This is a genomic window from Psychrobacter sp. Ps7 (genome assembly GCF_022129225.1).
Taxonomy (GTDB): Bacteria; Pseudomonadota; Gammaproteobacteria; order Pseudomonadales; family Moraxellaceae; genus Psychrobacter; species Psychrobacter immobilis_A.
On record NZ_JADQAH010000012.1, the window covers coordinates 12,799 to 27,321 of the forward strand.

The 14,523-nt window shown below is 43.5% G+C and carries 12 protein-coding genes; 9 read left to right on the top strand and 3 right to left on the bottom strand.

Annotation, left to right across the window (positions count from 1 at the left end):
• Positions 1-24 precede the first annotated feature (24 nt).
• From I3257_RS06095 to I3257_RS06105, 3 genes are all read left to right on the top strand, one after another.
• On the top strand, positions 25-1,035 hold the full coding sequence (locus I3257_RS06095) for a uroporphyrinogen-III synthase (RefSeq protein WP_238049128.1): 1,011 nt from the start codon (positions 25-27) through the stop codon (positions 1,033-1,035).
• Between the two features lie 101 nt (positions 1,036-1,136).
• Positions 1,137-2,114 (top strand): hypothetical protein, encoded by a 978-nt coding sequence (locus tag I3257_RS06100; RefSeq protein WP_238049129.1) that lies wholly within the window; start codon positions 1,137-1,139, stop codon positions 2,112-2,114.
• 58 nt (positions 2,115-2,172) lie between these two features.
• Positions 2,173-2,661, top strand: a complete 489-nt coding sequence (locus tag I3257_RS06105; RefSeq protein ID WP_238049130.1) for a thioesterase family protein — start codon at positions 2,173-2,175, stop codon at positions 2,659-2,661.
• Positions 2,662-2,776: 115 nt separating this feature from the next.
• Here the strand turns inward: I3257_RS06105 and ribBA are convergent, their stop codons facing one another.
• On the bottom strand, positions 2,777-3,889 hold the full coding sequence (gene ribBA, locus I3257_RS06110; RefSeq protein ID WP_055123670.1) for a bifunctional 3,4-dihydroxy-2-butanone-4-phosphate synthase/GTP cyclohydrolase II: 1,113 nt from the start codon (positions 3,887-3,889) through the stop codon (positions 2,777-2,779).
• 325 nt (positions 3,890-4,214) lie between these two features.
• Positions 4,215-5,504, bottom strand: a complete 1,290-nt coding sequence (locus tag I3257_RS06115) for a replication-associated recombination protein A (RefSeq protein WP_201580697.1) — start codon at positions 5,502-5,504, stop codon at positions 4,215-4,217.
• Between the two features lie 454 nt (positions 5,505-5,958).
• Between I3257_RS06115 and I3257_RS06120 the strand changes: the two genes are divergently transcribed.
• Together I3257_RS06120 and I3257_RS06125 are read left to right on the top strand one after the other, a co-directional pair.
• Positions 5,959-6,465, top strand: coding sequence for a type IV secretion protein Rhs (locus I3257_RS06120; protein WP_238049154.1), 507 nt, complete (start codon positions 5,959-5,961; stop codon positions 6,463-6,465).
• 72 nt (positions 6,466-6,537) lie between these two features.
• Positions 6,538-7,485 (top strand): hypothetical protein, encoded by a 948-nt coding sequence (locus tag I3257_RS06125; protein ID WP_238049131.1) that lies wholly within the window; start codon positions 6,538-6,540, stop codon positions 7,483-7,485.
• A gap of 172 nt (positions 7,486-7,657) precedes the next feature.
• On the opposite strand, the gene gltA is transcribed toward I3257_RS06125, so the two are convergent.
• Entirely contained in the window at positions 7,658-8,938 is a 1,281-nt protein-coding gene (gene gltA, locus I3257_RS06130) for a citrate synthase (protein WP_055123667.1), read from the bottom strand.
• 1,029 nt (positions 8,939-9,967) lie between these two features.
• Here gltA and sdhC point away from each other — a divergent pair.
• The 4 genes from sdhC (at position 9,968) to I3257_RS06150 (ending at position 14,001) form a co-directional block, all read left to right on the top strand.
• On the top strand, positions 9,968-10,354 hold the full coding sequence (sdhC, locus tag I3257_RS06135; RefSeq protein WP_083475612.1) for a succinate dehydrogenase, cytochrome b556 subunit: 387 nt from the start codon (positions 9,968-9,970) through the stop codon (positions 10,352-10,354).
• 20 nt (positions 10,355-10,374) lie between these two features.
• The gene (gene sdhD / locus I3257_RS06140) at positions 10,375-10,761 is read left to right on the top strand and encodes a succinate dehydrogenase, hydrophobic membrane anchor protein (protein WP_227500963.1); all 387 of its coding nucleotides are present in this window, start codon (positions 10,375-10,377) and stop codon (positions 10,759-10,761) included.
• Positions 10,762-11,224: 463 nt separating this feature from the next.
• Complete coding sequence (sdhA, locus tag I3257_RS06145; RefSeq protein ID WP_055123666.1) at positions 11,225-13,075, top strand: succinate dehydrogenase flavoprotein subunit; 1,851 nt, start codon at positions 11,225-11,227, stop codon at positions 13,073-13,075.
• Between the two features lie 215 nt (positions 13,076-13,290).
• Positions 13,291-14,001: a succinate dehydrogenase iron-sulfur subunit gene (locus I3257_RS06150; protein ID WP_055123743.1), complete on the top strand. Its 711-nt coding sequence runs from the start codon at positions 13,291-13,293 to the stop codon at positions 13,999-14,001.
• Positions 14,002-14,523 lie beyond the last annotated feature (522 nt).

Here is a 14,523-nt window from a genome sequence, read left to right on the forward strand (position 1 = left end):
TCAGTCTTTTGTCATGGTACGTCTATGTCATCAACATTAAATCACGCCCAGCTTATTGCTAACAGTCAATCAAATAATGAGTCATCACTCACGCAAGTAGTCATCAATACTCGCCCAGTGGAGCGTGCCGCTGCATTGACGGATCATCTACAAGCAGCAGGGCTGACGGTGGTAGAGATACCGATGTTGACGTTACAATCGCGCCCAACGACTGAGCAAGACATGACGCTGATGCGCCAGTGGCTATCAGGCGATTATAAGGCGCTTGTGATTGTTAGCCCAACGGCGGCCGCTTCAGGACTGGCTGTTTGGCAAGCGCTTGAAGATGAGCGTCAAGCTCAAAACCATGACAATGATAATGACGATGATAATAATAATGAGCGAAAAGATATAGCAATTAATGCTCTGCAAGCGCCGAGCTACTTGATTGCCGTGGGTGAAGCGACCGCGTCGGTATTAAATAATGCCAAAATAGAGGCATCGAATTATCAAGTACTTCAGCCTCACATTGCCAATAACGAAGGTATGCTAGCGATGCCTGAGATTGAGCGTTTGCAAGCAGGTGACAAGTTGCTCGTGTGGCGCGGATTGGGTGGTAGGCGACTATTGGTCGATACGTTGCTGGCACGCGGTGTGCATATCGATAGCATTGCTTGGTATGAGCGCATAATGCCAGTCGATGCGATGGCTCAATATGAGCAGTGGCTAAAAGAGTTTTTAACCGATAATTTAACGCATAATATGATGCAAGATGCGTCGGCAGTGCAGCAACCAAAGCCAATCGTTGTGGTCAGTAGCGGTACAGCCTTTGAGCATTGGGAAAGCATCGTTCGGGCTGTAGCAGAAAAGGTATTAGAGCAAGAAACAGCCAGAGAAACTCCCGCTATTTTGCCTTATAAATTGTCAGACTTTTCTTATGTGGTGTTGGGTGAGCGTTTAGCCAATATGGTCGCTGAGCAGCAGTTAAGTTATTGGCGTGTGGAAGATTTGGCGCCAGAAACCATTCTCGCTGCTATCCATGCTAAAGCCTGTTAAATATATAAATGTACCAACCGATGACCTGTCCTTATCTATTATGTTTCACTTTTTATTTATTCGCTTTAAACCTGTTTTAGCCAAAATAACGGTGCTGCCTTATGTCAATCAATTCTGAATCGTTATCTCAGGAACCTTCTGCTACTCAGCAGCGCCGACAAGCAAATGTGTTTTTGTTGCGCCTGCAGTGGCTGGTTATCTTGTTGCTTATCGCCGCCCTATTGTGGCTCTACATCAGCCAGCAGCGTTTCCAGCATAGTGTTAATGAGCGTTTGCAAAGCAACGAGCAAGTCGTCAGCCGTCTGAATGAGATGGATGACCGTCTATTTGCGATGAGTCAGCAGACGCTGCCAGAGCCTCGATCTGCCGCCAGTAGCCAAGCGCAAAACCAGTTAGATTTATTGCGTATTCAGATACAAGCCGCTGATAGATTATTGGCAGACAATAACGACAGTGCAGCGATTGATTTGTTGCGTGGTCTACATTGGCAGCTTTCGCAAGGTAGCAATGAGATTGCTCCAGCGCTAACGGTTGTGATCAAACAAAGCTTGATGAAAGACATCGAACGTTTGCAGGCAAGCAGCACTCAGCCCAGTCCTTGGCAGCTACAAAACCTCGCCATCCAAAATATTCAAGAGTTTTTGCACAGCTATGAGCGTGTGAGTAGCGAGGCGACACCGCACAATAGCACCGATAGTAATATGAGCCTCTCGCGCAAACAACTGACCATTCACGAAGTGATTATGACATTGAATCTAGCCAGTCAAGCCAGTAATATGCGCGAACAAGAGCAACTGGTTGGTTATCTGCGTCAAGCACGAAATCAACTACAAACCTTGGTGCATAAGTCTGCTATTCCTCAAGAGTCAGCGCCAAAGGCAGCCATAGCTGATACTGAAAATGCCTCTAATACTGCGTCCGCAGGCAAAAAACAAACCTCTACCGATAAGAATCTACCAACCAGATCCGCTCCGACAAATATCGGAGAAGTTATAGATTGGTTAGATAAATTGATTGCCAATGCACCGAAACCAACGCCATTGTTGACCACTCAGATTTTGGATAAATCTCAGCGTTAGTGGTTCAATGGATGTTGATTGATAGATTTATGAATACAAAAATAAGAGAAATGACGTTATGGACAGTTTGAATCAAGCAGCACATGTAGCCTCTAATATCGCAGATAATCATCCTGACGAATTGTCTCATTATCCCATTATTCATCACCAGCCCATTCACTGGGGCGAGATGGATGCATTTAACCATTTAAATAATGTGATTTATTATCGTTATGCTGAATCAGCACGAATTGGCTATTTGCAGGCGCTAGGTATGTTTGATGGCAGTATGGTGACGGTATTGGCACAATCTAGCTGCCAGTATTTACGCCCAGTGACTTATCCTGATACTTTGCTATTAGGAGTGCGCTGTCAGCGCTTGGGCAATACGAGTATCGTGATGGAATATAGCTACTATAGCACCGCGCAAGCGGCCATCGTCGCGACAGCTGAGGCAGTCGTGGTACGTCTCGATAGTGAGGGAAAGCGTAAATTAGCTTGGACAGAGGAAGAGCGCGCTCGGCTATTGGCATTAGAAGCGAAAGTTGGTCATACACCAAAGCTTTAGCACTGAATATTAAATATGTGAAAAAAGGGCACGCTAACGTTATGTTAGCGTGCCTTTTGCTATGTAGCTGATATCAAACAGTCAAACATTGTAGCTGATATCAAACAGTCAAACATTAATCTTGCTTTGGCGCATGTACGAAATCGATGACGTTCAAGTCAAAGCCTGATAATGCGTAAAACTTCATGGGCGATGATAATAAACGCATATCACGAACGCCTAAATGACGCAAAATCTGTGCACCAACACCAATGCTGCGATACGGCTGCTGAGTAATGGTCGATTGCGATTCATTGTCTGCCGCTTTGTCTAACGCCTCTCCTAAATCTATTGGCTGGTTGCTACCAATCCAAACTAATACGCCGCGATCTGAGTTGCTTATTTCCTCCAGCGCTGAGCGTACGCTCCAGCCACTACGACCCGTCATATCATTTTTGGCAGCAAACAAGTCGCGTAGTGGGTGAAAACCATGGACACGGACGGTGCTGACGCCTTCGCTCACATCGCCTTTTACCAAAGCCAAATGCGTTTCATCAGCGCCAAATTCGCGGAAGCGATGTAGCGTAAAGGTGCCGTATTCCGTTTCAAAAGGACGCGACTCAATTTCTTCTACCGTTTGCTCGTTCGCGATGCGGTAGTTGATGAGGTCAGCAATTGTACCCATTTTGATGCCATGCTCTTCGGCAAATATCTCAAGGTCATCACGGCGCGCCATCGTACCATCAGCATTGATGATTTCGACAATCACTGCTGCGGGCTCAAGCCCTGCTAGGCGTGCTAAATCACAACCAGCTTCGGTATGTCCAGCGCGGTGCAAGACGCCACCATTTTGAGCCATGATTGGGAAGATATGTCCAGGCTGGACGATGTCTTCAGGTTTTGCCGAAGAAGAAACCGCGGCTTGAATCGTACGTGCACGGTCAGCAGCAGAGATACCTGTCGTAACGCCTTCAGCGGCTTCGATAGAGACCGTAAAGTTGGTGCTAAATTTTGCCTCATTACGATCAGACATCAGCGGCAATGCCAACTGTTGGCAGCGTGCTTGTGACAAGGTCAAGCAAACCAAGCCACGTGCGTGAGTAATCATAAAATTGATATCTTCAGGGCGCACATGGGTCGCTGCCATAATGATATCGCCTTCATTTTCACGGTCTTCATCATCCATCAAGATGACCATCTTGCCAGCACGAATGTCTTCGATAATCTCAGGAATCGTATTTAAACTCATAGTAAGTCTCAATATTTTATTATTTATAGATAGGTTTAATTTGGAATATAAAGCGTTATCTGTCTATTGTAGCAGTAGATGCTACAGAGCGCTGTTGCGGTTAAGCAAAGGGCACTCAAGCAAATTAATCCACTGTAGACGTTATCTAATCATTGCTCATATATCAATATGAGGACATTTTAACGCTTTTCAGCCCACTGTGCTGATTCATCTCGAAACTATATGGACCAGACTGTCAAATATAGTGATAAGTATTATTAATGGTAAAGCCGATTCACGTATTCAATGGTGTATTAAGCAAAGGGCTAATTGACCATGTGAGCCATCAGTCATTACTGGCTGCTTGGCTTTTTAGCCAATCCATAAACTGTTTGCTATGTTGCTCGCGTTGGTTGTCGGCAAATTCATAAAAGCTGCTACCAACTAAATTGTCTGGCAAATAGCTTTGCGGATAATAGTGATTGGGATAATCGTGTGGATAGGCGTAACCTTGACCATAGCCTTGATTGCGCATCAGTTTGGTTACGCCATTACGTAGGTGTAGCGGCACAGGAGAGGCATCTTTTTCTGCCAACGTCATGGCAGCATTGATGGCTTTATAAGTGCTGTTACTTTTGGCACTGGTCGCCAGATAAACCACTACTTGTCCCAAGATAATACGCGCTTCTGGCATACCAATTGATTGCACACTACGTAATGCTGCATCGGCAAGCAGTAAAGCATTAGGGTTGGCATTACCAATATCTTCACTGGCCAAGATGACCAAACGCCGCGCGATAAAATCAGCAGGCTCACCGCCAACTAACATCCGCGCCATCCAATAAAGCGCAGCATCAGGGTCTGAGCCACGTACGGACTTTATCATCGCCGAGATAATATCGTAATGCTGCTCGCCATCTTTGTCATAGCGAACTAGAGCTGTTTGGGCGACACGAGCGACCAATTCATCGTTAATGACGAGGGGTGATTGCTTAGTGTCCGCCGTTTGAATAGCCAGCTCTAATAAATTCAGCGCCTTTCTAGCATCGCCATGCGCCAGTTGGCTGATAGTGTCCTGTGCTTGTAAATCAACCGTCAAATTTTTCAGCACTGAATCTTCTGAAATTGCCCTTTGCAATACCGCACTGATTTGTTCAGGCGTCAGTGGCTCTAAACGATACACTTGGCAACGTGATAGCAGCGCATTATTGATGCTAAAGGACGGGTTTTCAGTTGTCGCACCAATCAAGGTAATATCACCAGATTCGACCGCGCCCAGTAAGGCATCCTGCTGAGCCTTGTTAAAGCGGTGTATCTCATCGATAAACACCACTGGCGATTCAAATGCCAATGAGTTCTTATTGTCTAACACTTCTCGCAGCTGTTTGACCCCAGTATTCAAGGCAGACAAGGCATGAAAAGGTCTGCCAACAGCATCAGCCAGCAGCATGGCAATAGTCGTTTTGCCGATGCCAGCTTCACCATGCAAAATAATCGATGGCAGATGCCCTTGTTCGACCAAACGCCGCAAGGGCGCACCTGCCGCTAGTAGATGTTCCTGACCAATGATTGCATCAAGTGTCGTTGGGCGCATACGCTGAGCAAGGGGTGTATCGGCATGAAAATTAGGCGGCATAGAAATCTCTATTATCAATTTAAACAGCTATCAATTAGTTCATAACGACAGTGATTAATGGGTTTTTATTGTTGCATCTAAATGACTACATCCTAGATTACATTCATCATTGCTATGGAAAAAGACCATATCTGTCTGTTTGGCATGATTTTCGCACTAATGAATATTAGACATGAGTAGTAAAAGTAGGCTAATTTATAAAGATGCTATTTGGTATGTGTCTTGGTATGTGTCTTGGTATGTGTCTTGGTATGTGTCATACAAGATAGGCTAACGCAGATTTACGTTAATAAAAGTCAATCAAGTGTACAGCTTATGTCCCAAATACTTTGATTTTTATGCTTTTATCCCTATTAACGGTTCAACAGCATTGATAGATCGCAGATATCACGCCCGATTTACGACCTATCATTTGTGATCATCCATTCATTAGGCATAAGGTATTACCGTCATGATGTCTCCGCCGATATTGCAGCGCTTGTTTGCTCGCTATTTATATCGCAGTGCCAAGCAGCAATCACGTTTGCTTACTACAGGTGAGATAGCGCTGGCGCGTTCAGTATTTGGCGACAGTATCAATCTCGATGAGGTTCAGCTCAAGACTGCTTGGTGGGTGTTGAAACATTATGCCGTTAGTCCTAATGGCAATATTTATTTTAACCGAGCAGATTGGATAATAGATTTTAGCGATGCTTCATTGAGTAAAAAAAGTTGGTTGATACATGAATTGACCCATGTATGGCAATTACAGCAAGGCTTAAAAGTGGTACGCGGTGCACTTATTGATCGCCGTTATGATTATGTGCTCAAGACAGGCAAATCCTTCTTTAACTACGGTATCGAACAGCAGGCGCGTATGGTTCAGGATTATTTTATTCGTCGTCAGCGTGGACAAGACTGTCAAGCATTAGAAGCTTGTATTCCATTTTTGATCGTAAAGTCTGACGACAATATGAAGTGATATCCATTGGCAATGGATTGCCATGACGACTTTGATTTTTATTATTTTGCCTTAACAAGGACACGTACCCTTATGTTTAAATTTTTGCCAAAAAAGCCTAATTATAAAATGAATAAAGGTGTGGTTGATGATTCTATCAATCAAAACAACAACCCTTCACAGCACTCGTCAACCTTGCTTGCGGCAACACTCAGCGGCGTATTGCTGTTAAGTGGTTGTCAGCAGCAAGCAGAGACTCAACCTGCGCCAGAAGACAGTCAGAGCGTTGAAAAAACGAGCACTGAAGACAGTCAGCCTATGCGCCCAAGTGATTCTGCTGCTACCCGTATAAAGCAGTTTCAGCCTATCTATGTCGCGCAAGCACAAAGGCTACAGCGTCGTTTACAAGCAGAGTATGAATCCCTACAAGCCGCTGATAGCTCAGACAGTGAGGATTCATTGCTGCTGAATGATGATACTGCTAGCGATACTAATACTAATAACGTGGTGGAGAATAACAGCGATTCAGCAGATAGCAGCTCACTATCTGCTGACACCACAGATGATGAAGTGGATATCCCCGCTGAGGCTGATATCAATACCAGTACAGAAGTTGGCGAGCGTGATTTAACGGTGTTAAAGCGCATTAGCCTTGAGCCGCGTAAGCCTGTCATGCTAACAGAAGATCAAATCATCGAAAGCTACCAGCAAGCGATGGAAGCGCTTTATCAGCCTGTGACGACGCCTCTTAGCGCAGAAGATGTTGATACGTTAATCAATATCGCGACATTGGCTCCGCAGTTATTTGAGCATGCAGAAATTGCCGGTAGGCTCAGTGCCAAAAGCCCAGCATTAGCGCGTTTGATTATTCAGCATCAGGTTTGGGAGCAGATAGAAGCTCAGCAAGTGATTGATATGCAGCAGATGAAACTGAATCAACAAAAAGAATTTGAGACGCTTATGACTAAGTTTAATGACACCATTAAAGGTTATGATGAGCAAATTGCCAAATATGAGCAGACACTAAAAGAATTCCAGTAGCCGCAATTCTGTCACTCAACCAGTTATTCATTCAGTAACGGATAGGGTTTCTATAAAATTTAATGTGGCTAACCGTATCAAATGAGACAGTAAGAACCATAAAAAAAGAACCATAAAAAATCCCGCACGATGGCGGGATTTTTTATGGTTCTAAAAACTAAAATATAAGTGACTATTTACGGTCTTCAACTTTAACGAAATCGCGATGCGTTTCACCCGTGTATAACTGACGTGGACGACCGATTTTGAACGGTGTGCTGTGCATCTCTAACCAATGGCTGATCCAACCAGAGGTACGAGCCAATGAGAAAATAACGGTAAACATTGACGTTGGAATACCGATGGCTTTAAGGATAATGCCCGAGTAAAAATCAACGTTTGGATACAAGTTACGCTCAACGAAGAACGGGTCTTCTAAAGCGATTTTCTCAAGTGCCATGGCAAGCTCAAGCTTAGGATCATTGATGCCCAATGCGCCCAATACTTCGTCACAAGTTTCTTTCATCACTTGTGCGCGTGGATCAAAGTTTTTATAAACGCGATGACCAAAGCCCATGAGCTTCACTTCACGGCTCTTCACTTTTTCCATGAATTCAGGCACATTTTCAACTGAACCGATCTCATCTAACATCTCAAGCACGGCTTCGTTCGCGCCGCCATGTGATGGTCCCCAAAGGGCGGCGATACCAGCAGCGATACACGCATAAGGGTTGGCGCCAGTAGAACCAGCTAGACGTACCGTAGACGTTGACGCGTTTTGCTCGTGGTCAGCATGCAAAGTAAAGATTTTGTCCATGGCACGAGTGATGACGTCATTGGTTTGGTAATCAACATCAGCAGGCGTGGCAAACATCATGTATAAGAAGTTTTCAGCATAGCTAAAGTCATTGCGTGGGTACATGAACGGTTCGCCTTGCGAGTATTTATAACTCATCGCAGCAAGCGTTGGCATTTTAGCGATTAGACGGATAGCCGTAATTTCACGATGCTCTTCGTTACTGACGTCTAATGCTTCATGATAAAACGCGGATAAAGCACCAACGACACCAACCATAATGGCCATTGGATGTGCGTCACGGCGGAAGCCTTCAAAGAACTTGCGCAATTGATCATGAACACCCGTATGCTTACGGATTTTTTCAAAGAAATCTGCTTTTTGCTCAGCGTTCGGTAAGTCGCCATGAATCAAGGCATAAGCCACTTCTAAATATTCAGCATTGTTTGCCAATTGATCGATAGGGTAGCCGCGGTGTAGTAGCTCACCCTTACCACCATCAATATAAGTAATCTTTGATTCAACAGGGGCGGTTACTTTAAAACCAGGGTCATAAGACCAAAATCCTGATTCTTGTAGAGCAGCAATATCTAGAACTGGACGCCCTAAAGTACCTTCGATAATAGGAAACTCGTATTCTTTACCATTGACGGTTAGTTTGGCATTAGTGTCAGCCATAAATTGCTCTCCATTGGTTTTAGCTTGTTAGAATAAAATTACGACAGACGCACACCCTCGGTCTATCGTTAGTCAAATCATAAAAATGCATTTAACTCATTTAATACGCAGGGTATATTAGCAGTAATTACTTATGATTTGAAAAGACTTTTACCATCAATAGCACTAATTGGCACGGTTTAGTCGTGTTTATTCACTGTAATTTTTGTATCAAAATATGTCTGATTGGTTATTTTGCTTAGAAAGCTTGTTTTTATGACAGTAAGCACAGCTACATTATCCGCATAATTTTTAAAGAATTTTACGATAATAATGTAGCAGGTTTTATTAATATTCGGGTTAAAAACAGACAGAGTATGCGTAGTAGACGAATTGAGTTTGGCGTAAATTCCCTCAAAATTGAGCAATTTTGGCAAATACGTATGACCGCTGTCTATTTATTTGTTAACCCAGCGTTTGCCTTTTACTACTTAGGGGATAAATTTGTAATTATCGCCCAGTCATTTTATAATTGTAGGAACTTAACTGGCACTCGCTTTGTGCGAATTGATAAGTGGTCATGATGTAGTGTCGTTTTTCTATTCATACTCGGTTATGGCTGAGTAGCACAAGAGCAACGACGCACTAGCGTTTTGATAGACAATATCTGTAATCCAGGGTTTGAATGCTTTTGTTAACTGTTCTATTTTTAAGTCATTAGTAAAAGGGCTGTATTGATATCGATGACAGAGTAGCGTTGTCTTTATTGATATGACCAGTAAAAATAGACTAGTTAATCGATCTTACTCATGTTTATTTTCTTTGTTGTATAATAGATGGGTTGTTTTATAGACCTGTCGATTTGACGAGCGATATTAAACAGTTTATCAATACCTTGTACCCCACGATCCTTTCTTCATATTTAGCGCAAACTAAACGAAGTCAGCTAGCTCTTCCTTACTTTATTCGTCTCGTGTGTTGCTCAATGCTTAATCGACATCAGTGATATCAAGCGTTGATAGCAGATACAGGAGTATAACCGCAAAAAGGATGCCCGCTGTGAAAAGCAACCGACCTATTGATCTGCCTTTAAGCCAAGTGATTAGCGTTAATCGCTCACCGATTGCGATCGCCTCTATCTTGCATCGTATCTCTGGCATTATTTTATTTTTATTGATTCCTGTCATGCTGTGGTTACTACAGAACTCATTGGCTTCGGCTGAGAGCTTTGAAACCGTATTTGACAACGTACTTGTGCGCTTTTTAGCATGGATATTTGTTGCTGCGATTGCTTATCACTTTGTGATGGGCATCAAACACTTATTCGCTGATATGGGCATGAACGAAGAGCTAAAATCTGGCCGCACTGCGTCTATGGTTAGTTTTGTGATTGCAGCGATTCTAATTGTCGCGTCATTTGTATGGGTGATGTTCTAATGATAAAAAATGATTCAGGAATCAAAAGTGCGACTGGTCTGACAGGTTCAGGCTCACGCGATTGGATTATCCAGCGTATTAGCGCTGTCGTTTTAGCCGTTTATAGTGTGGTATTGCTGGGCTTCTTTTTGACGCACGGCGATGTTACTTATCTTGAATGGTCATCGTTCATGACCAGTTTACCTATGCGTCTATTTAGCTTGGTGGCGGTACTTGCCCTAGCTGGTCATGCTTGGGTTGGTATGTGGACGGTTTTCACTGACTATATTACCACGGGCAAATTGGGCTCAAGCGCAGCAGGTCTACGCTTAGTGCTACAGTCATTGATGATTATCGCTATTTTAGTGTTTCTATTTTGGGGCATTATGATTTTTTGGGGTACTGGTTTCGGTGTGGTTGCTGTTTAACGATAGCCAATCCCCTATAATCTGGATACGGTGGCAGGCTCGCCTAGTCTACTATTTGTAGTTCTGGTGACTCGCCTTCCTTGTATCCATATTATATTGAACAGACTATGTATTGATAATATTTATTTATCTGTAACTTGATTTATCTATAAACAATAACGGACGCGACTAGCAAATGTCAAAGTCATCCGTTAGTAGCCAAAAATAGTCATAGCCAATCATAGCGTTGGACATCATTGACTTAGTCAGTCACTTATATAATAGGTGCGCTATGGTTTAGTCAGTGAGCGAACCCAATATAACGATAGATATGCAAATTAGGTGGTTAAAAGTTGTGAGCGTCATCCACTTTGATCATTGCAAATAGTGGCAAGACAATAAAGTGTTTTGTCCAGCAATAGGATGATTTTGAGACAGCCTTTTTATTTACTTCTAAGCATTAATAGGCATTAGGAAAACCGTAATGGCAACTAGACAAGATAATACCATTAGTAATATTAAGACGCTAAACTACGATGCAGTCATCGTGGGCGGCGGCGGCTCAGGTATGCGTGCTTCACTACATTTGGCAGAAGCGGGCATGAAAGTTGCCGTTTTGACCAAAGTATTCCCAACCCGTTCGCACACAGTTGCGGCTCAGGGCGGTATCGGCGCAAGTTTGGGCAACATGAGCAACGATAACTGGCATTTCCACTTTTATGACACCGTTAAAGGGTCAGATTGGTTAGGTGACCAAGACGCGATTGAATACATGTGCCGTGAAGCGCCTAAAGTAGTCTATGAGCTTGAGCACATGGGCATGCCGTTTGACCGTAACGAAGATGGCACGATTTATCAGCGCCCATTCGGTGGTCATACCTCAAACTATGGCGAAAAAGCCGTACAACGTGCGTGTGCTGCGGCTGACCGTACGGGTCACGCGCTATTACATACGTTATATCAGAAGAATTTGCAGCAAGGCACAGAGTTCTTTATCGAGTGGATTGCGCTTGATTTGATCAAAGACGAAGCGGGTAATATCAACGGTGTTATCGCGCTTGAGCAAGAAACAGGTACGGTTGCTGTATTCCAATCACCAATTACTGTCCTAGCGACAGGTGGTGCAGGTCGTATCTTTGCTGCTTCTACTAACGCTTATATCAATACTGGTGACGGTATTGGTATGGCTGTTCGTGCTGGTATTCCATTACAAGACATGGAGTTTTGGCAGTTCCACCCAACGGGCGTTCATGGTGCAGGCGTATTGTTAACTGAAGGTTGCCGCGGTGAAGGCGCTATCTTACGTAATAAAGATGGCGAAGCGTTCATGGAGCGCTATGCGCCAACCGTGAAAGACTTGGCACCACGTGATTTGGTTTCTCGTTCTATGGATCAAGAGATCAAAGAAGGTCGCGGCTGTGGTCCAAACGCTGACCATATCGTAATGGATATGACCCATTTGGGTGTAGAAACCATCATGAAGCGTTTGCCATCGGTATTTGAGATTGGTAAAAACTTCGCTAACGTTGATATCACCAAAGAGCCAATTCCCGTTATTCCAACCATTCACTATATGATGGGCGGTATTCCAACCACTATTCATGGTCAAGTCATTAAGCCTGATCTAGAAGCAGGTACGGATGAAGACGGTCTATATGCAAAAGGCAACGTGGTTAAAGGTCTTTATGCTATCGGTGAATGTGCTTGTGTCAGTGTTCATGGTGCCAACCGTTTAGGTACTAACTCTTTGCTTGATCTATTGGTATTTGGTCGTGCTGCTGGTAAGCATATCGTTGATGAATTTCATCATGCCGATCATAACTATAAGCCTCTAGATCCACGCGTGCTAGATTATACGGTCGGTCGTTTAGACAAGCTGCAACAGTCGACTGAAGGCTACAATGCCCAAGACGTGGCTGACGAGATTCGTGCAACCATGCAAGCGCATGCGAGTGTGTTCCGCACGCAAGCGATGATGGACGAAGGCGTTGAGAAGATTTTAGCGCTTGGTGACAAGATTGAAAAAATCCATTTGGCCGATAAATCACAAGTATTTAACACAGCGCGCATTGAAGCATTTGAAGTGGCAAACTTGTATGAAGTGGCCAAAGCGACGATGGTATCAGCGGCAATGCGTCACGAAAGCCGCGGTGCTCATAGTGTGTCTGACTATGACCGTCCAGAAGATGATGATTACGCACCAAATGGCCGTAATGACCACGAGTGGATGAAGCATACCTTATGGTATTCTGAAGGCAATCGCATCATTTATAAGCCAGTTCGTAAAGTACCACTAACGGTTGATTATATCGAACCGAAAGTTCGCGTCTACTAATTTTAGACTGCGCAATTTAGCGATACGAACAGCGTAAACGTTTTATTTTTTATTCATTTATTTATTAAAAGGTGACCGCCAGCTACATGCTCATACCAGCGTGACAATATGATTAGTTGATATTTGATAATTACTGTCAATATGGGCTAATCAATAGCGCTGATATGCTGCAACCTTTGTATGCCCGCCATCACCTACGTGTGGAGTTTAGCATTATGAGCCGAGGTACTCGCACCATCGAAATCTATCGCTACGATCCTGATCTGGACGCAGCGCCGCGCATGCAAACGTATACGATTGAGTTGCTAGACTCAGATCGTATGTTGCTTGACGTGTTATTACGCCTAAAAAAGGAAGACGAAACACTGACCTTCCGTCGCTCTTGCCGTGAAGGTATTTGTGGCTCTGATGGCATGAACATCAATGGCAAAAATGGTCTAGCGTGTCTCATTAACATGAACACTCTGCCAGAAAAAGTCACGGTTCGTCCATTACCAGGTCTACCTGTTGTTCGCGATTTGGTTGTTGATATGAACCAATTCTATGAGCAATATGAGAAAGTACATCCGTACTTGATCAATGACCAGCCAGCACCGCCGACAGAGCGTTTGCAGTCACCTGAACAACGCGAAAAGCTAAACGGTTTGTACGAATGTATTCTATGCGCATGCTGTTCAACCAGCTGCCCATCGTTCTGGTGGAACCCTGATAAATTCTTAGGTCCATCAGCACTACTGCATGCTTATCGCTTCGTGGCTGATAGCCGTGATGGTGATACGCAAGCACGTTTGGCGCGTTTAGATGATCCATTTAGCCTATTCCGTTGCCGCGGTATCATGAACTGTGTATCAGTTTGTCCGAAAGGCTTAAACCCAACCAAAGCAATTGGTCATTTACGTAATATGCTCATTGACCAAGCAGGTTAATCGTTTATAATTGTCTGGTTTTTTTGCAGATGGCGTACGAAAAACACCACCTAATCATTAGGTGGTGTTTTTTATGAACAATATATCTAAAATTATTTAATTTTTTCAGTGTCAGATAGGGCTTATAGAGACGATTATTCGACATAGTTAAAGGTAAGGCTGGGCTATCAATACGTTGGTTGTATGTAAGAAGGCATGATATATGCGTCAGCAATCTATATAATTGGTGTTAGAAAAAAGTATTCAGCCAGAGATATTCACCACGTTAAATGTTAGAATAGCGCATTATTTTAATAATTAGTCGTTTTGACGAACCACTATCAGTCGTTAATGTTTAACTTACTGATAAATAAGTATTCAAAACAAGTAATAGACTGAATAATGCATCCAAAATGATAGTAGATATTCATTACCTAAATAGTTAGTATTGAACAAACAAACTATGGCGCGAAACGCTGTCATGCTACTCTATACAGCAACGTATGTTTGCCATAAAAGTAATGATAGCTTGGGAATAACCAG

Excerpts from the sequence above, each read along its gene's own strand:
- I3257_RS06100 (WP_238049129.1), top strand. The coding sequence starts at position 1,137 with ATGTCAATCAATTCTGAATCGTTATCTCAGGAACCTTCTGCTACTCAG.
- gltA (WP_055123667.1), bottom strand. The coding sequence starts at position 8,938 with ATGGCTGACACTAATGCCAAACTAACCGTCAATGGTAAAGAATACGAG.
- I3257_RS06150 (WP_055123743.1), top strand. The coding sequence starts at position 13,291 with ATGAGCCGAGGTACTCGCACCATCGAAATCTATCGCTACGATCCTGAT.
- I3257_RS06120 (WP_238049154.1), top strand. The coding sequence starts at position 5,959 with ATGTCTCCGCCGATATTGCAGCGCTTGTTTGCTCGCTATTTATATCGC.
- ribBA (WP_055123670.1), bottom strand. The coding sequence starts at position 3,889 with ATGAGTTTAAATACGATTCCTGAGATTATCGAAGACATTCGTGCTGGC.
- I3257_RS06125 (WP_238049131.1), top strand. The coding sequence starts at position 6,538 with ATGTTTAAATTTTTGCCAAAAAAGCCTAATTATAAAATGAATAAAGGT.
- sdhC (WP_083475612.1), top strand. The coding sequence starts at position 9,968 with ATGCCCGCTGTGAAAAGCAACCGACCTATTGATCTGCCTTTAAGCCAA.
- I3257_RS06115 (WP_201580697.1), bottom strand. The coding sequence starts at position 5,504 with ATGCCGCCTAATTTTCATGCCGATACACCCCTTGCTCAGCGTATGCGC.
- I3257_RS06105 (WP_238049130.1), top strand. The coding sequence starts at position 2,173 with ATGGACAGTTTGAATCAAGCAGCACATGTAGCCTCTAATATCGCAGAT.
- sdhA (WP_055123666.1), top strand. The coding sequence starts at position 11,225 with ATGGCAACTAGACAAGATAATACCATTAGTAATATTAAGACGCTAAAC.
- I3257_RS06095 (WP_238049128.1), top strand. The coding sequence starts at position 25 with ATGTCATCAACATTAAATCACGCCCAGCTTATTGCTAACAGTCAATCA.